This window comes from Amycolatopsis cihanbeyliensis, from assembly GCF_006715045.1.
Taxonomy (GTDB): Bacteria; Actinomycetota; Actinomycetes; order Mycobacteriales; family Pseudonocardiaceae; genus Amycolatopsis; species Amycolatopsis cihanbeyliensis.
On record NZ_VFML01000002.1, the window covers coordinates 869,664 to 887,837 of the forward strand.

Sequence of the window (18,174 nt, forward strand, 5' to 3'; positions counted from 1 at the left end):
AAGCGCGGTTCAAGGAGGGTTATTCAGAACGACCCAGCGACCGCGGGCCGCCAGGCCCATGGTCACCGCGGCGCGCAGCGCCACCGTGTGGGTGGCGGTGGGCGACGGGCGGGAGGTCGTTGCAGGTTACAGCAGTAGTGACGCACACTACGGACCTGAATAACCCGACCGCGGAATAAGACACAGGACGCGCGCCCACGCATCACGCCGGTCAGGCACCTTCGTCACCAGCTCCTGGCCGAGACATGATCGTTCTCGCCCGAAGGAGTGGTTGCCGAGCTCGGAGGCCTTCCGTAACGTGGGGGTCACGGTTGAGCAACCAGCCGAAGGGAGCGGGCCCACCGCATCTCCTTCCCAGTGGTCGTTGGCGACCGGTCACCTCTCGTGTGGCAGATGATGACGGCCCCGCTTCCTCGCCTCACTCACGTGCCAGCTGGAGGGAGCTAACCGTGCGGACCACCACTACACCCGATGTAGCCGAGACATCCGCGGTAGCCGAACGAGTACACCGCGACGAGGAGCGGCAGGCCATCCGCCTGCATGGCTTGCACGTCGACGTCGAGCGGCGTGGGTACGACATACTGCTCGCCCGACTCCATGGCGACATCGACATCGCCTCGGCCCCCGGGCTACGACGCTGCGTCGATCTCGTTCCCGAACACGGCCGGGGCCTGGTGCTCGATCTGGACGGGGTGGAGTTCCTCGGCTCGGCCGGCATCTCCATCCTTGTCGACCTCGCGCGCAACCCGCCCCGGGAGGACGTCCGCTGGGCCGTGGCCGCGAGTGGCCGTGCCGTGCTGCGACCGCTGGAGGCCACCGGTTACCTGAACCTGGTACCCGCCTACCCCACCGTGGACGCCGCGATGGCCGCGGTCCGGTCGGCGGGCGGTACACGTCACAGCGGTTGACCGGCCCGGCAGGTTCCCAAAGATCCACAGTAGACATACCTTTTCGGTATGGCAGTGGCGATCCCGGCGCACGGCGGCGAGGAGCACTCCGCCGCCCCGGCGCGGCGGGAGTTCGGCAGGCATGCCGCCTGGTACGTGGCGGCGGGAGCGGCGACCACCGGCCTGCAGGCCCTGCTGTTCCTGGCGCTGCGGCAACCGCTCGGGTCGCATCCGGCCAACCTGCTGGCGATCGCGGTGACCACACTGGCCAACACCGAGTTCCACCGCAGGGTGACCTTCGCCGGGGCGGCGAGTCCTACCGGCCGCCGCTACCTGCAGGCCGTGCTCACCTTCGCGTTCTACGCGGGCTACGGCGCCGCGGTGCTGTTCACCCTGCACGCGGTGGCCCCGCAGGCAGGGGCCGTGGCCGAGTCCGTCGCGGTCGCCGCGGCCAGCCTCGCCGGGGGCGTCATCCGGTTTCTCGCCCTGCGGTCCTGGGTCTTCCTCCGGGGATGACCTCCGGCCCCGGGCGAGCGCGACGGCCGGGCACCGGAACCGGATGTCTACACTCGACGGTCGTGGCAGCAGAGCAGGAGGAGCCCGAAGAGCAGGAAGAGTCCGAGCCGGACTACCGGTTCACCCTGGCCAACGAGCGCACCTTCCTGGCCTGGATCCGCACCGCACTCGGCCTGCTCGCCGGCGGGGTGGCCGTGCACCAGCTGGTCCCCGACCTCGCCGTGCCCGGGGCGCGCACGGCCTTGGCCGCGCTCTGCGTCGCACTGGCCGCGGTACTCGCCGCGGGTAGTTACCCCCGCTGGCGGAACGCGCAACGGGCCATGCGCCGCGGGCGGCCGCTGCCGCGCGGTCACCTGATCCTGGTGCTGGCCGGTGGGGTCCTGGTGATCACGGCGTTCGCCGCGGTACTCGTGGTGGCCGGATGACCGCCCCGGACGGGCTGCAACCCGAGCGGACCGGGCTGGCCTGGCAACGCACCGCACTGGCCTCGGCGGCGTGCACCCTGCTGCTCGCGCACGCCGCCGCGCAGGAGGGCTGGCGCACGGCGACCGTGCCCACCGCGCTCGCCGCCGCGGGCACGGTCGCGATGGTCGTGATCGGCAGGCGGCGTGCCCGTGGGCTCCGCGAGGACCGCGCGCCGGGACCACCGGGCCGCGGGCAGGCCGGCACGGTGGCGGCGCTGGTGCTGCTCACCGCGCTGGCCGCGCTGCTGTCCCTGTCGTAGCCGTGCCTCGGCCGTACGCCGTGCCCTACTGTCCGCGCAGCGCCGGCAAGAGGGTGGACTCGGCGAAGTCGAGGAACTTCTCCTGGTGGTCCCCGCCGATCTGGACCAGCGCCAGGTCGGTGAACCCGGCCTCGGCGAACGGCCGAGCGGCGGCCACGATCGGTTCGACGTCCGGGCCGCACGGGATGCTCTCCGCGACGTCCCGCTCGGTCACGAACCGGGTCGCGCCGGCGAAGGAGGCCGGTCCGGGCAACTCGGCGTTCACCTTCCAGCCACCGGCGAACCACCGGAACTGCTCGTGCGCGCGGCGCACCGCGGTGTCGGGGTCCGGATCCCAGCAGACCGGTAGCTGCGCGATCTTGCGGGAGTGTTCCTGGCCCAGCTCGGAACGTTCCCGGTCCCAGTCCCGGCACAGCCGCTCCTCCGGCTGCACCGCGATCAGCGCGTCCGCGAGCGGGGCGAACCGGCCGACCGACTGGGCACCGGAGACCGCGACACCGATCGGTGTGCGGACCTCCGGCAGGTCCCACAGCCGGGCGGAGTCCACCCGGTAGTGCCTGCCCACGTAGTTGACCTGCCCGCCGTCGAACAGCTCGCCGATGATGTCCAGTGCCTCGGTCAGCATCTCATGCCGCACGTTCGCCGGGGGCCAACCGCCGCCGACCACGTGCTCGTTCAGGTTCTCCCCCGCGCCGAGCCCCAGGGTGAAGCGATCGCCGGACAGCAGCGACACGGTGGCGGCCTTCTGCGCGACCACCGCCGGGTGGTAGCGCAGCAGTGGGCAGGTCACGAAGCTCATCAGGCCGACCCGCTGTGTCACCTGGGTGACCGCGCCGAGCACGCTCCAGGCGTACGGCGAGTGCCCCTGCTCGTCCAGCCAGGGGAAGTAGTGATCGCTGATCACCTCGAAGTCGAAGCCCGCCCGTTCCGCCCCGGCGGCATGCGACACCAGGGCACGCGGGCCGGCCTGCTCGGTCAGCAACGTGTAGCCGAACCGCATCGGATATCCCCCTCATGGCTCACGCGGCGGGCAAACGCTTGCGCCGGACAATCGCCTCGCGCCGCTCGGTCTCGTCCAGCCCGCCCCAGACCCCGAAGGGCTCCCGCGTGGTCAGCGCGTGGTGCCGACACTCCACGATGACCGGGCAGGTCCGGCAGACGCGCTTGGCCCTGGCGACCCGATCGGTCCGCGCGACGCCACGTTCACCGTCCGGGTGGAAGAACACCGCGCTGTCCAGATTGCGGCAGTTGCCGTGGCGCTGCCACTCCCAGGTCTCCGCGACGGGAGTCGGCAGCCGGGACGTGTCCGCCATGGGGATCACCTCCGCGGTCGCTGGCGGGCATTCGATGCGTCCGGAGTACCCGGCGAGCGAGTGGATCACACCTCCCGCTCACCACCCGCGCGGACGAATTCCTTACGCGGCTCGTGCTGCTCGCCGAGCGCGACGATCTGCCGGCGAAACGGCAGGGACAGCGCCCAGTCGGCGGCGATGCGCGCCTTGCGGTGCGCGGTGGGCATGGTGGCCAGGTGATAGCCCCGGTGCAGCGCCCAGGCGGGGACTCCCCTCAGCTTCACCCCGTAGATCTCGGCAACCCCGCGGTAGAGCCCCAGGCTGGCCACCGAGCCGGCGTAGGAGTGCCGGTACCGGCGCTGCGTGCCGCCGTGCAGCAGGGCGATCACATTGCGCGCCAACCGCTTGGCCTGGCGGGCGGCGTGCTGCGCCGAGGGCGCGCAGACCGCGTCCGGGTCCTTACTGGTCAGGTCCGGGACGGCGGCGCAGTCACCCGCGGCGAACACGCCCGGCGCCCCCTCCACGGCCAGTGTGGCCGAGCACCGCACCCTGCCCCGCTCGTCCAGCGGGAGATCGGTGTCCGCCAGCATCGGGCTCGGCTTCACCCCCGCGGTCCACACCACGGTGTCCGCGTCGAACTCCACGCCGTTGTCCAGCACCACGTGGCCGTTCTCCGTCGAGGTCATGGTGGTGTTCAGGTAGCACTCGAACCCGCGTTCGGCGAGCCGGTCCAGGGTGTACCGGGCCAGCGGCGCGCTGACCTCGGGCATGATCCGGTCCATCGCCTCCACCAGGACCCACCGCATGTCCTCGGCCCGCAGGTCGTCGTAGTACGGCAACGCGTGCCGGGCCATGTCCTCCAACTCGGCCATGGCCTCGATACCCGCGTAGCCGCCGCCGACGAACGTGAAGGTCAGCAGGCTCCGCCGCAGCCGCGGATCCAGCGTGCTGGACGCCGCGTCCAACCGGGACAGTACGTGGTTGCGCAGGTAGATGGCTTCCTCGAGGGTCTTGAAGCCGATCGCGTGCTCGGCGAGGCCGGGTACCGGCATCGTCTTGGACACCGATCCCGGCGCCACCACCAGCAGGTCGTAGCCAAGCTGTTCGGTGTGCCCGTCCGGAACGCGGAGCGTCACCGACCGGCGCCCGCTGTCGATCCCGGTGACCTCCCCGCAGATCACCTGGCAGCCGGTGAGCACCTCGCGCAGCGGAACGACGACATGCCGTGGTTCCACCGAACCCGCGGCGGCCTCGGCGAGAAACGGCTGGTACGTCATGTAGGACCGGGGATCGACCACGGTGATGGCCGCCTCGTGCCGGGACAGCTTGGCCCGCAGCCTGCGGGCCGCGGTCATCCCGACGTAGCCGCCGCCGATGATCACGATCCTGGTGGCGGTACCGGCGGTGGCGCGGCTCATCGGCCGGTCACTCCCTCTTCGCCCGCGTCCGGGTCCTCGGCCTCGGGCACCTGCTCGGCGACGTCGGCGGGCTCGGCCTCCAGCGGGACCTCCACCTCCGCCGGATCGGGCTCCTCCGGCACCGGCAGTCGCTCCTGCTCCAGTACGTCGGCTTCCGGCTGCTGGTCACGTGTCGGATCCATACGCCAGCCATACCCAGCCCGCCGCTCCCCCAATCCCGCCGGGTGGATGCCCGTCCGCGAAACACGCGACGCGGCCCGGTTCAGGAACGGACGCTCAGGGGAGCAGGCGGCGGGCGCCGAGGGTGACGAGACGCTGGTAGCCCGCGCCGAGCACGCGCGGCAGCAGGTCAATGATCCGGGCGTCCGCACCGATCAGGATCCGGGCACGGTTGCGCTGGACACCCCGCACGATAGCGGCGGCCGCGGCCTCCGGGCTGGTCCGCGCCACCCCGTCGAAGGCGCGGACCGCCTTCGCCGCTTCGGCGCCCTGCAGGCCCCGCGAGTCGCGGGCGATGTTGGTCTTGATCCCGCCGGGATGTACACAGCTCACCCGCACCGGGCCGCGCTCGAGCAGCATCTCCTGGCGCAGCGCCTCGGTGAACCCGCGGACGGCGAACTTGGCCGCGTTGTACGCGCCCTGCGTCGGCACCCCGATGAAGCCGAACACGCTGGAGACGTTCACCAGATGCCCGTCGCCGGAGGCCGTCAGGTGCGGCAGGAACGCCTTGGTGCCGTGCACCACACCCCAGAAATTGATGCCCATCAGCCAGTCGAGATGCTCCCACTCCATCTCGGCCACACTGGAGGTCAGCGCCACACCGGCGTTGTTCACCACCAGGTTCACCGTGCCGAAGTCGGCCGCGACATCCTCGGCGTGTGCCAGCACGGCCGCGCGATCCGCGACATCCAGCCGGTAGGAGCGGACCTCGGCCCCGATCTTCTCGCAGTGTGCCGCCGTGTCGGCGATCCGCACCGAGTCCACATCGGACACCGCAAGTCGGGCGCCACGGGCGGCGAGGTCGAGCGCGAGTGCCCTGCCGATGCCCGAGCCCGCCCCGGTGATCACCGCGACCTTGCCCCCGAAGTCCTTCATGCTCTCTCGCCCTCCACCTCGAGGTTAGTGTTACCACCGGTAACCGGTACTGGGAGTACTATCCAAGCCGGACCCCGGGGTGTCAACCGGCCCGATCATGGGCGTGTGCCTGGTCGGCCACGCCCCGCTCGTACTCGGCGCGACCGGCCGCGTCGGTCGAGGTCAGCCCCCGGTCGTCGCCGACGATCCGGCGGGCCAGGTTCAGCACCCGCTCCGGGGTCACCGCGGCCAGCAGATCCCAGCCGGCCAGGTAACGCGGCACCGGGATCTCGGCCCTGCGGCTGCGGCAGCTCGCGAGCACGGCCGCCGCGATATCCGGCGGGTCGACGGTCGGCAGGCCCCGGCCGAGTGGCACCCCGGAGGAAAGCCGGGTACGCACCGCGCTCGGCAACACTGCGCTCACGCTCACCCCGCTGCCCGCGCACTCCCTGCGCACCGCCGCGGTCAGCCCGACGGCGGCGAACTTGCTGGCGTTGTAGACGGCAAGGCCGGGGATCGGGATCTTGCCCGCCATCGAGGCGACGTTGACCACATGCCCCCGCCCGCGGTCGATCATCCCGGGTAGCACCAGCCGCAGGCCGTGGATCAGGCCCCACACGTTGACGTCCATGGTGAGCCTGCTGGTCGCGTCGGACTCGGCGAGGAAGCCGCCGAGCGGCATCACCCCGGCGTTGTTCACCAGCACGTCGATCCGGCCGAACCGGTCCAGCACGCCGGAGACGAAGTCGGCGAACTCCGCACGGGAGGTGACGTCAACCCGCCAGGCACCGGCGCCGCGACCGAGTCCCGCCGCGACCCGCTCGGCGGCCGGCAGGTCGAGGTCGCCGAGGCAGACGGTGGCGCCGCCGGCCGCGAAGGCCTCGGCGGTGGCCCTGCCGATACCGCGACCGGCGCCGGTGACCAGCACGACGGCCCCCGCCAGGTCGATCGGCGGGTATCCGCCGCGCCCCACCCTCATCCGGACACCTCGGCCGGCGCGGGCTCGGCCGAGCCCGGAGCGGTGATCGCGTAGGCGGCCGGGTCGAACTCACGCAACCGCCTGCGCATCCGCCCGGTGGACCATGGCCAGCTGAAACTGTTGCGCCCGTTGGCATCCAGGTAGTAGCTGGAACAGCCACCCGCGTTGTAGACGGTACCGGCCAGCGCCCGCTGCAGCTGGTCGTTGTAAGCCTGCTGCGCCTCCGGCCGGACGTCCACCTCGGACCATCCCGCGCGCAGGATGCGCCGCACTCCCGAGATGGCGTACGACAGCTGGGCCTCCATGACCATGAACGCCGAGGAGTGCCCGGTGCCGAGGCCGGGCCCGAGCAGCAGGAAGGCATTCGGGAAGCCACTCACCGTGGTGCCGAGGTAGGCCTGCGGGCTGCCCTGCCAGTGCTCCTCGAGGCTGCGCCCTGCCGAGTCGAACACCTTGGCCGCCACCGGCATGTCCAGTATGCGGAACCCGGTGCCGAGGATGATCGCATCCACTTCGGACTCACTGCCGTCCGCGCCGAGCACCCGACTCCCCTCGATCGAACGGACCGCCGTCGGATGAACATCTACATTGGACTTCGCGAGCGCCGGATAGTAGTTGTTGGACAGCAGCAGCCGCTTGCAGCCCAAGGTGTAGTCCGGGGTGAGCGCGGCACGCAGCCGTGGGTCCCGGATCGACCTGCGCAGGTTCAACAGCCCGACATGCTGCAGGCGGCGCAGGATCCACGGGTGCCGGAAACCCAGTCCGAGCGCCTCCATCCCGGCGTACTCCGCGGCCCGCAGGGCCCGCTGCGTCGCGGGAAACCGCCGCAGCAGCCACCGTTCCAGCTTGGGCACGTAGTGATCCGGCTTGGGCAGCACCCACTGCGCGGTGCGCTGGAACAGGTGCAGGCGGGACACCTTCGGCTGGATCTCCGGCACGAACTGCACCGCCGATGCCCCGGTACCCACCACGGCGACCCGCTTGCCGGCCAGGTCGTAGTCGTGGTTCCAGCGCGAGGAGTGGAAGACCTCGCCGGGAAACCCTTCCAGTCCGGGCAGGTCCGGAACCCGCGGCTCATGCCACGGCCCGGCACCCGCGAGCACGATCCGCGCGGTGAGCTCACCGCCCGAGGTCCGCAGCTCCCACCGCTTGCGGTCGCCGTTCCACTGCGCCCGCCGCACCTCCGTGCCGAACCGGAGGTGGCCGGTCACGCCGTAACGGCGCGCGGTGTCGGCGAGGTAGGCCCGGATCTCCGGCTGCTTCGCGAACGCTCGGGTCCACTCCGGGTTGGGCGCGAACGAGTACGAGTACAGCGCGGAGGGCACATCGCAGGCACAGCCGGGGTAGGTGTTGTCCCGCCAGGTTCCGCCGAGCTCATCCGCCTTCTCCAGGACCACGAAGTCGGTGATGCCCTCCTGCCGCAGCCGGATCGCCGCTCCGATGCCCGAGGCTCCCGCACCGATGACGACCACATCGAAGTGCCGCTGCTCGACCCGCGTGCCGTTACGTTCCGCCATCAAGAACCCCATCGTTCGGATAACCGCCAATTTTGGAGACTAACAGTATCTCAGTACCAGCGGTACCCCTTGCGCGAAGATCGAAGACCGGCGGTATCCCGATACCGGGAAGGCATAGAGTGGGTGCATGGCTCGACTCACCCGCGCGGAAAGCCAGGCCCGTACCCGGGAGCAGCTGGTCGCGACCGCGAAGGAGCTGTTCCTCGCCGAGGGTTACTCGGTGACCTCGCTGGAGAAGGTCGCCGAGGCGGCCGGGTACTCCAAGGGCGCGGTGTACTCCAACTTCCGGAACAAGGACGAACTCTGCCTCGCCGTGCTGGACACCATCCACGCCGAGCAGGCCACGATGATGTCCGAGTCGCTCACCGGCGCGGAAACCGTGGAACAGTTGCTGACCGCCTTCCAGTCCTGGGCAGAACGCAGCATCGGGGACGAGGCATGGACGGCGCTGGAGGTGGAGTTCGCGACCAACGCGCGGCACGACCGGGCACTGCGGCACGAGCTGGCGGTGCGGGACAAGGCCATCCGCGACGCGATCGCCGGGCTGCTGGACGGTCACGCCGAGCGGTTCGGCATCACCCTGCCGATGCCGGCAGGCGACTGTGCGACGGCCCTGCTCAGTCTCGGTATCGGGCTGGGCGTACAACGAGCGATCGACCCCGGCATCCCGGTGCACGTGCTGCCCGAGGTGATCCGCATCTTCGCCGGAAACCGAGTGGACCGAGTGGGCGGCCCGCCGGGAATCGAGCCGTGAACGGCCAAGGAGGTCGGGACCGGCCGGTTCCGGCGCACGGCGCGTTGCCGCTCAGTGGCTGTTCCCAAACTCGCGTCACGGTCGGCTCGGCCGGGCTCGGACTCCGGCACGAAACGTCACCTTCACGGGCCATGCGCCCGGCCTCGCCGCCCGTGGGGTGTCGCCGCGCGAGTTCTTCCACTCGCCTTGAGCAGCAAAAGTCCAGTTCAGGAACAGGCTCTCAGTGGCTCCGGGCCCACTCCCGCAGCTCGTCCGCGCCGAACGTGTTGAGCACGGTCCCCGGCTCGACCTCGCACTCGCTCGCCCTGGCGCACCCGTAGGGCAGCCAGGCGAGCTGGCCGGGGGCATGCGCGTCGCTGTCGATCGCGAAGCGGCAGCCGAGCTCCACCGCGCGACGTAGCAGCCTGCGTGGGGGGTCGAGACGCTCCGGGCGGGAGTTGATCTCCACCGCCACGTCGTTGTCCAGGCAGGTCTGGAACACCCGGTCGGCGTCGAAGGCCGACTCGGGCCGGGTACCGCGCCCGCCGAGCAGCCGCCCGGTGCAGTGCCCCAGCACGTTGACCCGTGGCTGGGAGAGCGCGGTGAGCATCCGTTCGGTCATCTCCCGCTTCGGCATCCGCAGCTTGGAGTGCACGCTGGCGACCACGAGATCCAGCTCGGCCAGCAGCTCGGGATCCTGATCCAGCGTCCCGTCCCGCAGGATGTCCACTTCGATCCCGGTGAGCAGCCGGAACGGCGCCAGCTCCCGATTGACCTCAGCGACCAGGTCGAGCTGTGCCCGCAGCCGCTGGGCGGACAGCCCGTTCGCCACGGTCAGCGTGGGCGAGTGGTCGGTGAGCACCATCCACTCGTGTCCGAGGTCACGTGCGGCTTCGGCCATCTCGGCGATCGGGCTGCCGCCGTCGGACCAGTCGGAGTGGGTGTGACAGTCGCCGCGCAGGGCCGCCAGCAGCTCGGCACCCTCGGCGGGTGGCTGCTCGGCCCGCGCCAGCAGGCCGGAAAGGTATTCGGGTTCCCGGCCCTCGAGTGCGTCGGCGATCACCGCCGCGGTGGTCCTGCCGATGCCGGCCAGCCCGGTCAGCCTCCCGGCGGCGGCGCGTTCGGCCAGCCGTTCGGCGGTCATCCCGTCCACCACCGCGGCGGCCCGCCGGAACGCGCGCACCCGGTAGGTGGGCTCGCGGGCGCGTTCCAGTTCGAAGGCCACTCTCCGCAGGGCCGCTGCCGGGTCCACCGTGGTCACCTCACCCCGTGCGGTCCACTGGATGCAGCTCGACCTCGGTCAGTTCGCCGTGCGCCACCCGCGCGGTGAGATACGTGCAGTGCGGCTGCCGCCGCCGGTCGGTCGGCGAACCCGGGTTGAGCAACCGTAGCCCGCTTTCGGCCACGCTGTCCCACGGAATGTGGCTGTGCCCGAATACCAGCACATCGGTGTCCGGGAAATCCCGTGCGCACCGCTGCTCCCTGCCCTTGGCCGGGCCGGTCTCGTGCACAACGGCCAGCCGCAGCCCGGCCAGGTCCGCACTGGCCAGCTCGGGCAGCCGCGCCCGCAGCTCCGGCCCGTCGTTGTTCCCGAACACGCCGACCAGCCGGGCCGCCCGCCGCTCGAGCTCGTCGAGCAACCCGTCCTCGACCCAGTCACCCGCGTGCACCACGACATCGGCGGCCGCCACCTCCTGCCACAGGACGGTGGGCAGCGCACGCGCACGCTTCGGCACGTGGGTGTCGGCCATGATGAGCAGCCGCATGGCTCCGACCATAGAGCAGTACGGGGCGGCCGGCTCAGATCGCGAGCGGGTAACGGTTGGGCCCCGCGCGGGCACCGGGGCACAACCTCTCGGTAGAACCGCACGTCACCCGATCGGGCTGGTCGTCGGCACTGCCGGGCCAGGCCGTATCTTGACGACGGGAGCCCAGGGGCTCACCGCCATCGCACGTGGAGGGGTTGTCTTGCCACAAGATCGACAGTGGCCGCAGTCGGACGCCGAACAGACCGAGTTCATCCCGGTCGTCTCGGGGCGCCTTGACGACGCCAGTGGCGCCGGTGGTGTGCACGGCACGGATGACACGGCCGGTGTCACCGACGAGCTGCGCGTACCCCCGCCGCAGGCGGAGCAGACGCAGTTCATCGAGCGCCCGCAGGCTCAGTCGCCGCACCCGCAGGGCGCGATGGCACCTCCGCAGCCCCCCGTGCCGCCCCAGCAGCCACCGGACCCCGCTCCCGCGGACGGTCCGAGCAAGAAGTGGTACCGGCGCAGAGGCACGCTCATCGCCGGGGCCGCGCTGGGCGCGCTGGTCCTGATCTACGGAGTCGACCTGCTGGTCAGCCAGGGCAGCGTGCCGCGCGGCGTCACCGTCGCCGGGGTCGACGTCGGCGGGATGAGCGAGCAGGAGGCCGAGCAGAAGCTGCGCGACGAGATCGAGCCGCGGCTGACCCAACCGGTGCAGTACGCGGCCGGGGACGTGCAGGCCAGTCTCGATCCGAAGGCGGCCGGGCTGAGCCTGGACTGGGGCGCCACCCTGGAGCAGGCCGGTGACCAGCCGCTCAACCCGGTCACCCGGTTCCTCTCCTTCTTCAGCACGGAGGAGATCGGGGTGGTGACCAGCGCCGAGCCGAACCAGCTGGAGACCGCCATGGGTGACCTCCAGGAGAAGATCGACCACGAGCCGGTCGAGGGCACCATCAAGTTCGAGGGCGCCACCCCGGTCCCTGTCGAACCCAAGCAGGGGCAGCAGCTCGTTGTCGAGGCCGCCAAGCAGGCGGTGCTGGCGCACTGGGCCTCGGGTGACCAGCTCGAGCTGCCCGTCGACATCACCCCGGTGCAGACCTCGGCCGATGCCGTGCGGGTCGCACTGGAGCAGGTCGCCAAACCCGCCGTGTCCGGCCCGGTGCTGGTTCGCGGTGACGGCGAGGACGGCACGCTGGAACCCGAGGAGATCGCGGCGGGGCTGAGCTTCGAGCCCGGCGACGGCGGCACGCTCACCCCGAAGATCAACCAGGAGAAGATCGTCGAGGGGGTAGGGCCCGAGCTCGAATCCACCGAGCAGGAGGGCAAGGACGCCGAGATCGTGTTCACCGGCGGCAAGCCGACGGTGGAGCCGTCCCAGCACGGCAGGGGAATCAAATGGGACAAGACCCTCGCCCCGCTGCTGGATGTGCTCAAGCGCACGGACAGCCGGGAGATCGTCGCGCAGTACGAGGACAAGCCGGCCAAGATCACCACGGAGGAGGCCGAGAAACTCGGGATCAAGGAGGTGATCGGTGAGTTCACCACCACCGGCTTCGCCTCCGACTCCGGGGTCAACATCAAGGTGGTGGCGCAGGAGGTCAACGGCGCCATCGTCAAGCCTGGCGACACCTTCAGCCTGAACGGCCACACCGGGCCGCGGGGCAAGCCGCAGGGCTACGTCGAAGCCGGGATCATCGAGAACGGCCAGCCGGGACGCGCGGTCGGCGGCGGCATCTCGCAGTTCGCCACCACGTTGTACAACGCGTACTACTTCGCCGGGATGAGGGACGTCGCGCACCGGGAGCACAGCTACTACATCAGCCGCTACCCGGCGGGGCGCGAGGCGACCGTGTTCCAGAATCCGGACGGCAGCAGCGTGATCGACCTCAGCTTCAAGAACGACAGCAAGACCGGGGTGGCGATCCAGACGGTCTGGACCCCCTCCAGCATCACGGTGAAGTTGTGGGGCACGAAGCGGTACGACGTGGAGTCCGTCACCGGGGACCGCACCAACTTCGTGCAGCCGGGCACCGAGCACGTCTCCGCGGACAACTGCCAGCCCAGCGGCGGTGCCGTCGGCTTCAGCGTCACCGACACCCGCATCCTGCGGGACGCCTCCAGCGGCCAGGTGGTGCGCAAGGAGCCACGGACCGTCAAGTACGACGCCCGGGACAAGATCGTCTGCGACAAGGGTGACTAGGGAAATGGAGTAGCCGGCATCCGGATCTCCTGCCAGGCTGAACCGGTAACCAGCCGTCCCGAGCTCGGAGGTTCGTATGCCGGACACCACCCCAGCGCAGGAGAACACCGAGCCGGAGGGCGATGTGAAGCGCCAGTTCCGCGAGGCGCTCGAGCGCAAGCAGCAGCGTGCCAAGGCCGGGGCCGCGCACGAGGACCTGGTACCCAAGATCACTCAGACGCACGGCCCGGCCGGCGGCAAGCGCACCTTCCGCCGCAAGAGCGGCTGACCCCGCCCCGGTAGCTACGCCGGGGTGAGAATGGATCTGAGCCGGGGGACCTCCAGCATCCGCCGCTCGGCAAGCCGGTCCGCGGCGGTTGCCGGGGGCACCCCTTCGGCGTCGGCCAGCGCGAACACCTTCTTCGTGGTGTCGTACACGGAGGTGACCTTGCGCCGGGCCCGCTCGAAGTCGAATCCGTGCAGCTCGTCGCTGACCTGCACCACCCCGCCCGAGTTGACCAGGTAGTCCGGGGCGAACAGGATCCCCCTGTCGTCCAGTCGCTTCTCCACGCCGGGATGGGCCAGCTGGTTGTTGGCCGCACCGCACACGACCCTGGCGCGCAGCTTCTCCACCGTGTCGTCGTTCAGCGCACCGCCCAGCGCGCACGGGGCGTAGATGTCGATATCCGACCTGATCAGCTCGTTCGCGTCCTCCAGCACCTCGACCTCGGGATGCGCGGCCACCGTGCGCTCGACGGCCCGTTCGGACACATCGCAGATCACCGCCCGCGCCCCGGCCTCGATCAGGTGACCGACGAGGATGTGCCCGACCTTGCCGACCCCGGCCACGCCGACCGTGCGCCCCCGCAGTTCCGGGCTGCCCCAGGTGTGTTCGGCCGAGGCCCGCATTCCCTGGAACACGCCGAACGCGGTGAGTACCGAGGAGTCACCCGCGCCTCCGGAGTCCGGCGAGCGGCCGGTGACGAATCGGCATTCCTTCCCGACCACGTCCATGTCCCGCACGAAGGTTCCGACATCGCAGGCGGTGATGTAACGGCCACCGAGCGACTGCACGAACCGGCCGTAGGCGCGCAGCAGCGCCTCGGACTTGTCCACCGCGGGGTCGCCGATGATCACGGCCTTGCCACCGCCGAGGTCCAGCCCGGCCAGTGAGTTCTTGTAGGCCATCCCCTTGGACAGCGCCAGCACGTCGTCCAGCGCCTCGCTTTCCGAGGCATAGGGATAGAAGCGGGTTCCGCCGAGCGAGGGACCCAGCGCGGTCGAGTACACCGCGATGATCGCCTTCAGCCCAGACGAGGCGTCATGACAGAACACGACCTGCTCATGGCCGCTGTTACGGCCGAATACTCCGTCGGTCACGGTTGGTGACTCCTTTGTCAGCCCCGGACACGCGGCTTGTGGCACGCGCCCGGCCAATGGTTTCCGCCCGGCGGCGCCGAGGAAGATCGTTCCCGACGTGCTCCGCCGCTGCCTCAAAACCTAGGCCCAGCGAGGCGCGAGCGCCACGTCCGGGTGGACCGACATGAGGGAGGGGAACAAGCGACGATGATGAGCCGGGGCCGCCGGCGCGCGGAAGGCCTCCGCCTTCTCCGCGACTCGGCACCCGGTGCGCGAGTGTTCGGGGACGTCACACGCTGCACGCGGGGGACGGTGCGCAGCGCGGCGCGCTGACCGGGCTCCTTCGACGGCGGCCCCAGGCACGGGCGAAACAGCTAGCCGAACTCGTTCCTTACCTCGGCGGCGTCCGGCTCCGCGGTGGCCGGCGGCCGGGTGCCCCGGCACGGGGCCGGCGACGGGATCGGCTGCGGTTCGGCGGGGTGGTGCGCCGCGCCCGCATCACCCCGCCGGTCCCGATGCCGCCACCCCTCCCCCGGCGTGGCGTGAATCCGGGTTCCCACCAGTGCGCCCTCCTGCTGTGCCTGCCAACCGCGGTTCCCCCGACGCGGTTTGTCGAACAGTGCGTGATCCACCGGCTCCGTGGTCATCCCAGTTGGTCATAGGATAGGCACTATGGAACTGGAGATCCGACATCTCAAGGTCCTGACCACGATCGCCGACCACGGGAGCATCACGAAGGCGGCACCGATTCTCGGTGTCTCCCAACCGTCGCTCACCGCGCAGCTACGGCGGATCGAGCAGGCCATGGGCTCGCCCTTGTTCGAGCGCTCGCGCAACGGCATCGCGCCGACCGCGTTCGGCCGAACCGTGCTCGCCAAAGCCCGCGCGGTGCTCACCGAGATGGCCGATCTCCGCATCCAGCAGGGCCCCTCCGACGAAGACCGGGCGGCCGAGCTGCGCCTCGGCGCGCTGCCGGGGCCGCTGTTGCCGGTCGTGTTGCCCCGGATCGCCGAGCTGTACGACGAACGCAGGAAACCGGCCCAGCCCTCACTCGACGTGCACGCGCACACCGACTCCTCGATGGCCACGCTGCTGGCGCTGGTGCATGCCGGCAGGCTGGACGCGGCGCTGATCGGGCAGACACTCGGGCACGAGCTCCCGCTGCCGGAGGGCATCAAACACGCCGTGGTCGTCCCGGTCGAGCCGGTGTTCGTGGCGCTCGCCGAGCGGCACCCGCTGGCCGGCAAGCAGGTCGTCGAGCTGGCCGAGCTGGCGGGCGAGCAGTGGGTCGTCGACCCGCAGGAGGACCTCGGCGGGGCCGCCTACCTGCGCACCGCCTGCCGCGAGGCCGGGTTCGAACCGCTCATCGCACACGAGGTGAACGACGTCGGCACCGCGCGGGGATTCCTGAGCAGCGGCCAGTGCATCAGCCTCGCGCAGGCGACCTCCCAGGAGGGCAGGGGCATCGTGGTCCGCCCGCTGGCGGGCGACCCGCTGGCGGTACGGCTGGAGCTGGCCTGGTCGCAGGACTGCCCGGTCGGGCCCGAACTGCTGCGCAGGGCCGCGGCCGAAGCCTACCTCCAGCTGATCGACCGCAACCCCAGCTACCAGCGCTGGTGGACCGAGCACTACGGCAACGAACGCCCACCGCTGTGATGACCCGGCCGGCTGAGCCCGCCACGCGAACCGGCGATCCCACGCGCACGGCCATCGATCACCTGCTGCCGGAACGGGAACGAGTCGGCAGCCTCCCTCTCCGGAACGCGAGCTGAAGTCGACCGGCGACGACCACAGCGAGGGGCGTCCGCCGTGGGCCCACCGGTGTTATGACCGGTTGGGATGACCATGTCCCTTTACCGTCGTGCAAGATCACCGCCATCGGGATTTCCGCCTCCGGTAACGAGGCCGGGGGGACCCTGCACGAGGAACACAACAATGTCCACAACATACGAGCCCACCGCACGGACACTCGCGATCCTGCGCGCCGTCGCGGCGGGACGAGTCCAGCTCACCCGAGGAAGCGAACCCGACCTGTTCGTCGACGGCATGGCCTGCTGCGACCAGTTCACCGCACACCTGCTCGTCCACGACGGCCTCATCGCACCCGCCCCCTGGCCGGAGGCGGCGGCGTCCCTGGTCCCCGCCGTGCTCACCGAAGCCGGTTCCGCCGTGCTCACCGCCGCGCGGCAGGCGGCCTGACCGCCCCGGCCCCTCAGCTTGGTTGGGCCCGACGAGATACCGCTGAACCGTCGGGCCCAACCAACCCCACCATCGTCCCCCGGTCCAAGCGGCTCGCCGGGCTCAACGACCGGTGAGCTCCCCCTCCGGGCGACCGCGGGGCAGGCGCAGCAGCAGTACGATCCCGGCCGCCCACCAGAGCCCGACGATGAGCCATTCGGCGGGCCAGGTCAGCGCCGCGGGCATGCCGGGCAGGAACAGCACCGCCGTGCCGAGGCTGAGCACCGCGGCGAGGGTGCCGACCGTCCGGCCGTGCCGCAGCCGGAAGGGCCGCGACAGCCCCGGTTCCCTGCGGCGCAGCACCAGGAACGTCACCGCGACCAGCAGGTAGGCCACGACGATGCTGAGGCTTCCCGCGTCCACCAGCCACACCAGCATCTGCCTGCCGAACAGCGGCGCGAGCACGGAGAGCGAACCGATGAACAGCACGGCGTTGGACGGCGTGCCGAACCGCGGATGCACCTTGGCGAACCACCTCGGCAGCATCCCGGAGTCGGCCATCGCGAAGACCAGCCGGCTCGCGCCGAGCAGGAAGCCGTTCCAGCTGGTGAGGATGCCGGTGATCCCGCCGACCACGAGCACCGTGCCCATCGCCTCGCTGCCCCACAACGCCGCCATCGCCTCGGCTGTGGGCAACTCCGCACCGCCCGCCTCCGACCGGCCGAGTCCGGAGCCGACGGTGAGCATGATCAGCACGTACCAGGTGGTCGCGAGGGCCACCGAGACCACGAGCAGCCTGCCGATCCGGCGCGGCGGCAGGTTGATCTCGCCTGCCGATTGCGGGATGACATCGAAGCCGACGAACAGGAACGGCGTGGCGACCAGCACGACCAGCACGCCGGCGGCGCCGTCGGCGAACAACGGTTCCAGGTTCGCCACCGATCCGCCGAGGAAGGACCCGGTGGCCAGCAGCACGCCCACCACCACCAGGAAGAGCACCGCGGCCGTCTGGAACACCGCCGCAGGGCGGACGCCGACATAGTTCAGCGCGGTGACCACCAGCGCGGCGGCTATCCCCACCGCCGCCCAGGTGGCGTAGACGTCGTAGCCGGCAACCGACCACAGCTTGCCGGCAGGCAGGTCCGGGACCAGGTAGAGCACGGTCTGCGGAAGGGCGACCGCCTCGAAGGCGACCACCGAGACGTAGCCGAGGACCAGGGTCCACGAGGTGATGAACGCCGGCCGGGTGCCGAGCGCACGCAACACGTAGTTGTGTTCCCCACCTGCGTGCGGCATGGCGGAGACCAGCTCGGCGTAGGTCAGCCCGACCAGGCCGACGACCAGCCCACCGGCGACGAAGGCCAGCGCGGAGCCGAGGCCGCCGGCCTCGTCGAGGAACTCGCCGGTCAGCACGATCCAGCCGAACCCGATCATCGCGCCGAAGGCGATCGCGAGGACGTCGAGCCTGCCGAGCACCCGGGTGAATCCCTCGTGCTGCGCCATCGCTGCCCCCTTTCGCGGACCGGTGATCAGCAGAGCTTCCGCGGCGGTGCCGAGGCCCGTCAAGATC

The 18,174-nt window shown here is 70.8% G+C and carries 21 protein-coding genes; 9 read left to right on the plus strand and 12 right to left on the minus strand.

Annotated features, from left to right (window positions below):
• The first annotated feature begins 449 nt into the window (after positions 1-449).
• The 4 genes from FB471_RS32565 to FB471_RS32580 all read left to right on the plus strand — a co-directional run bounded on the left by FB471_RS32565 (position 450) and on the right by FB471_RS32580 (position 2,127).
• Entirely contained in the window at positions 450-908 is a 459-nt protein-coding gene (locus FB471_RS32565; protein WP_170221075.1) for an STAS domain-containing protein, read from the plus strand.
• A 48-nt stretch (positions 909-956) separates the two neighbouring features.
• Complete coding sequence (locus tag FB471_RS32570; RefSeq protein ID WP_142003647.1) at positions 957-1,403, plus strand: GtrA family protein; 447 nt, start codon at positions 957-959, stop codon at positions 1,401-1,403.
• A 62-nt stretch (positions 1,404-1,465) separates the two neighbouring features.
• Positions 1,466-1,828, plus strand: coding sequence for a YidH family protein (locus FB471_RS32575; RefSeq protein WP_246076833.1), 363 nt, complete (start codon positions 1,466-1,468; stop codon positions 1,826-1,828).
• A complete protein-coding gene (locus FB471_RS32580) occupies positions 1,825-2,127 on the plus strand; it encodes a DUF202 domain-containing protein (RefSeq protein ID WP_142003649.1) in 303 nt (100 codons plus the stop codon). Before FB471_RS32575 ends, FB471_RS32580 begins: the two co-directional genes overlap by 4 nt.
• A 25-nt stretch (positions 2,128-2,152) precedes the next feature.
• On the opposite strand, the gene FB471_RS32585 is transcribed toward FB471_RS32580, so the two are convergent.
• The 7 genes from FB471_RS32585 to FB471_RS32615 all read right to left on the minus strand — a co-directional run bounded on the left by FB471_RS32585 (position 2,153) and on the right by FB471_RS32615 (position 8,407).
• Complete coding sequence (locus FB471_RS32585) at positions 2,153-3,127, minus strand: TIGR03557 family F420-dependent LLM class oxidoreductase (protein WP_142003650.1); 975 nt, start codon at positions 3,125-3,127, stop codon at positions 2,153-2,155.
• Positions 3,128-3,146: 19 nt separating this feature from the next.
• Positions 3,147-3,440: a WhiB family transcriptional regulator gene (locus FB471_RS32590; RefSeq protein WP_142003651.1), complete on the minus strand. Its 294-nt coding sequence runs from the start codon at positions 3,438-3,440 to the stop codon at positions 3,147-3,149.
• A 65-nt stretch (positions 3,441-3,505) separates the two neighbouring features.
• The gene (locus tag FB471_RS32595) at positions 3,506-4,837 is read right to left on the minus strand and encodes an NAD(P)/FAD-dependent oxidoreductase (protein ID WP_142003652.1); all 1,332 of its coding nucleotides are present in this window, start codon (positions 4,835-4,837) and stop codon (positions 3,506-3,508) included.
• Positions 4,834-5,019: a hypothetical protein gene (locus tag FB471_RS32600; RefSeq protein ID WP_142003653.1), complete on the minus strand. Its 186-nt coding sequence runs from the start codon at positions 5,017-5,019 to the stop codon at positions 4,834-4,836. The genes FB471_RS32595 and FB471_RS32600 overlap by 4 nt, the downstream gene beginning before the upstream one ends.
• A 94-nt stretch (positions 5,020-5,113) precedes the next feature.
• Positions 5,114-5,932 carry an SDR family NAD(P)-dependent oxidoreductase gene (locus FB471_RS32605; RefSeq protein ID WP_142003654.1) on the minus strand — a complete coding sequence of 273 codons (819 nt, stop codon included), beginning with the start codon at positions 5,930-5,932 and terminating at the stop codon, positions 5,114-5,116.
• 82 nt (positions 5,933-6,014) lie between these two features.
• Positions 6,015-6,890 carry an SDR family oxidoreductase gene (locus FB471_RS32610; protein ID WP_142003655.1) on the minus strand — a complete coding sequence of 292 codons (876 nt, stop codon included), beginning with the start codon at positions 6,888-6,890 and terminating at the stop codon, positions 6,015-6,017.
• The gene (locus FB471_RS32615; protein ID WP_142003656.1) at positions 6,887-8,407 is read right to left on the minus strand and encodes a flavin-containing monooxygenase; all 1,521 of its coding nucleotides are present in this window, start codon (positions 8,405-8,407) and stop codon (positions 6,887-6,889) included. The genes FB471_RS32610 and FB471_RS32615 overlap by 4 nt, the downstream gene beginning before the upstream one ends.
• Before the next feature lie 127 nt (positions 8,408-8,534).
• Between FB471_RS32615 and FB471_RS32620 the strand changes: the two genes are divergently transcribed.
• Positions 8,535-9,161, plus strand: a complete 627-nt coding sequence (locus tag FB471_RS32620; RefSeq protein WP_142003657.1) for a TetR/AcrR family transcriptional regulator — start codon at positions 8,535-8,537, stop codon at positions 9,159-9,161.
• A gap of 220 nt (positions 9,162-9,381) precedes the next feature.
• Here the strand turns inward: FB471_RS32620 and FB471_RS32625 are convergent, their stop codons facing one another.
• The gene (locus FB471_RS32625) at positions 9,382-10,392 is read right to left on the minus strand and encodes a PHP domain-containing protein (RefSeq protein WP_142003658.1); all 1,011 of its coding nucleotides are present in this window, start codon (positions 10,390-10,392) and stop codon (positions 9,382-9,384) included.
• Positions 10,393-10,402: 10 nt separating this feature from the next.
• Positions 10,403-10,906 carry a metallophosphoesterase family protein gene (locus FB471_RS32630; protein ID WP_142003659.1) on the minus strand — a complete coding sequence of 168 codons (504 nt, stop codon included), beginning with the start codon at positions 10,904-10,906 and terminating at the stop codon, positions 10,403-10,405.
• A 202-nt stretch (positions 10,907-11,108) separates the two neighbouring features.
• Between FB471_RS32630 and FB471_RS32635 the strand changes: the two genes are divergently transcribed.
• Both FB471_RS32635 and FB471_RS32640 read left to right on the plus strand, forming a co-directional pair.
• A complete protein-coding gene (locus tag FB471_RS32635; protein ID WP_246076834.1) occupies positions 11,109-13,088 on the plus strand; it encodes a VanW family protein in 1,980 nt (659 codons plus the stop codon).
• A 76-nt stretch (positions 13,089-13,164) separates the two neighbouring features.
• Positions 13,165-13,356 carry a DUF5302 domain-containing protein gene (locus tag FB471_RS32640; protein WP_142003661.1) on the plus strand — a complete coding sequence of 64 codons (192 nt, stop codon included), beginning with the start codon at positions 13,165-13,167 and terminating at the stop codon, positions 13,354-13,356.
• Positions 13,357-13,370: 14 nt separating this feature from the next.
• Here the strand turns inward: FB471_RS32640 and FB471_RS32645 are convergent, their stop codons facing one another.
• Positions 13,371-14,447: a Glu/Leu/Phe/Val dehydrogenase dimerization domain-containing protein gene (locus FB471_RS32645; RefSeq protein WP_142003662.1), complete on the minus strand. Its 1,077-nt coding sequence runs from the start codon at positions 14,445-14,447 to the stop codon at positions 13,371-13,373.
• A 353-nt stretch (positions 14,448-14,800) separates the two neighbouring features.
• Positions 14,801-15,073: a hypothetical protein gene (locus tag FB471_RS32650; protein ID WP_142003663.1), complete on the minus strand. Its 273-nt coding sequence runs from the start codon at positions 15,071-15,073 to the stop codon at positions 14,801-14,803.
• A 25-nt stretch (positions 15,074-15,098) separates the two neighbouring features.
• Here FB471_RS32650 and FB471_RS32655 point away from each other — a divergent pair, with 25 nt between their 5' ends.
• Positions 15,099-16,082: a LysR family transcriptional regulator gene (locus FB471_RS32655; protein ID WP_142003664.1), complete on the plus strand. Its 984-nt coding sequence runs from the start codon at positions 15,099-15,101 to the stop codon at positions 16,080-16,082.
• 279 nt (positions 16,083-16,361) lie between these two features.
• The gene (locus FB471_RS32660; protein ID WP_142003665.1) at positions 16,362-16,625 is read left to right on the plus strand and encodes a hypothetical protein; all 264 of its coding nucleotides are present in this window, start codon (positions 16,362-16,364) and stop codon (positions 16,623-16,625) included.
• A 102-nt stretch (positions 16,626-16,727) separates the two neighbouring features.
• Here the strand turns inward: FB471_RS32660 and FB471_RS32665 are convergent, their stop codons facing one another.
• Positions 16,728-18,107: an APC family permease gene (locus FB471_RS32665; RefSeq protein WP_142003666.1), complete on the minus strand. Its 1,380-nt coding sequence runs from the start codon at positions 18,105-18,107 to the stop codon at positions 16,728-16,730.
• Positions 18,108-18,174 lie beyond the last annotated feature (67 nt).

Excerpts from the sequence above, each read along its gene's own strand:
- FB471_RS32580 (WP_142003649.1), top strand. The coding sequence starts at position 1,825 with ATGACCGCCCCGGACGGGCTGCAACCCGAGCGGACCGGGCTGGCCTGG.
- FB471_RS32620 (WP_142003657.1), top strand. The coding sequence starts at position 8,535 with ATGGCTCGACTCACCCGCGCGGAAAGCCAGGCCCGTACCCGGGAGCAG.
- FB471_RS32660 (WP_142003665.1), top strand. The coding sequence starts at position 16,362 with ATGTCCACAACATACGAGCCCACCGCACGGACACTCGCGATCCTGCGC.
- FB471_RS32605 (WP_142003654.1), bottom strand. The coding sequence starts at position 5,932 with ATGAAGGACTTCGGGGGCAAGGTCGCGGTGATCACCGGGGCGGGCTCG.
- FB471_RS32665 (WP_142003666.1), bottom strand. The coding sequence starts at position 18,107 with ATGGCGCAGCACGAGGGATTCACCCGGGTGCTCGGCAGGCTCGACGTC.
- FB471_RS32650 (WP_142003663.1), bottom strand. The coding sequence starts at position 15,073 with ATGACCACGGAGCCGGTGGATCACGCACTGTTCGACAAACCGCGTCGG.
- FB471_RS32595 (WP_142003652.1), bottom strand. The coding sequence starts at position 4,837 with ATGAGCCGCGCCACCGCCGGTACCGCCACCAGGATCGTGATCATCGGC.
- FB471_RS32615 (WP_142003656.1), bottom strand. The coding sequence starts at position 8,407 with ATGGCGGAACGTAACGGCACGCGGGTCGAGCAGCGGCACTTCGATGTG.
- FB471_RS32630 (WP_142003659.1), bottom strand. The coding sequence starts at position 10,906 with ATGCGGCTGCTCATCATGGCCGACACCCACGTGCCGAAGCGTGCGCGT.
- FB471_RS32600 (WP_142003653.1), bottom strand. The coding sequence starts at position 5,019 with ATGGATCCGACACGTGACCAGCAGCCGGAAGCCGACGTACTGGAGCAG.
- FB471_RS32570 (WP_142003647.1), top strand. The coding sequence starts at position 957 with ATGGCAGTGGCGATCCCGGCGCACGGCGGCGAGGAGCACTCCGCCGCC.
- FB471_RS32590 (WP_142003651.1), bottom strand. The coding sequence starts at position 3,440 with ATGGCGGACACGTCCCGGCTGCCGACTCCCGTCGCGGAGACCTGGGAG.
- FB471_RS32655 (WP_142003664.1), top strand. The coding sequence starts at position 15,099 with ATGGAACTGGAGATCCGACATCTCAAGGTCCTGACCACGATCGCCGAC.
- FB471_RS32610 (WP_142003655.1), bottom strand. The coding sequence starts at position 6,890 with ATGAGGGTGGGGCGCGGCGGATACCCGCCGATCGACCTGGCGGGGGCC.
- FB471_RS32585 (WP_142003650.1), bottom strand. The coding sequence starts at position 3,127 with ATGCGGTTCGGCTACACGTTGCTGACCGAGCAGGCCGGCCCGCGTGCC.
- FB471_RS32640 (WP_142003661.1), top strand. The coding sequence starts at position 13,165 with ATGCCGGACACCACCCCAGCGCAGGAGAACACCGAGCCGGAGGGCGAT.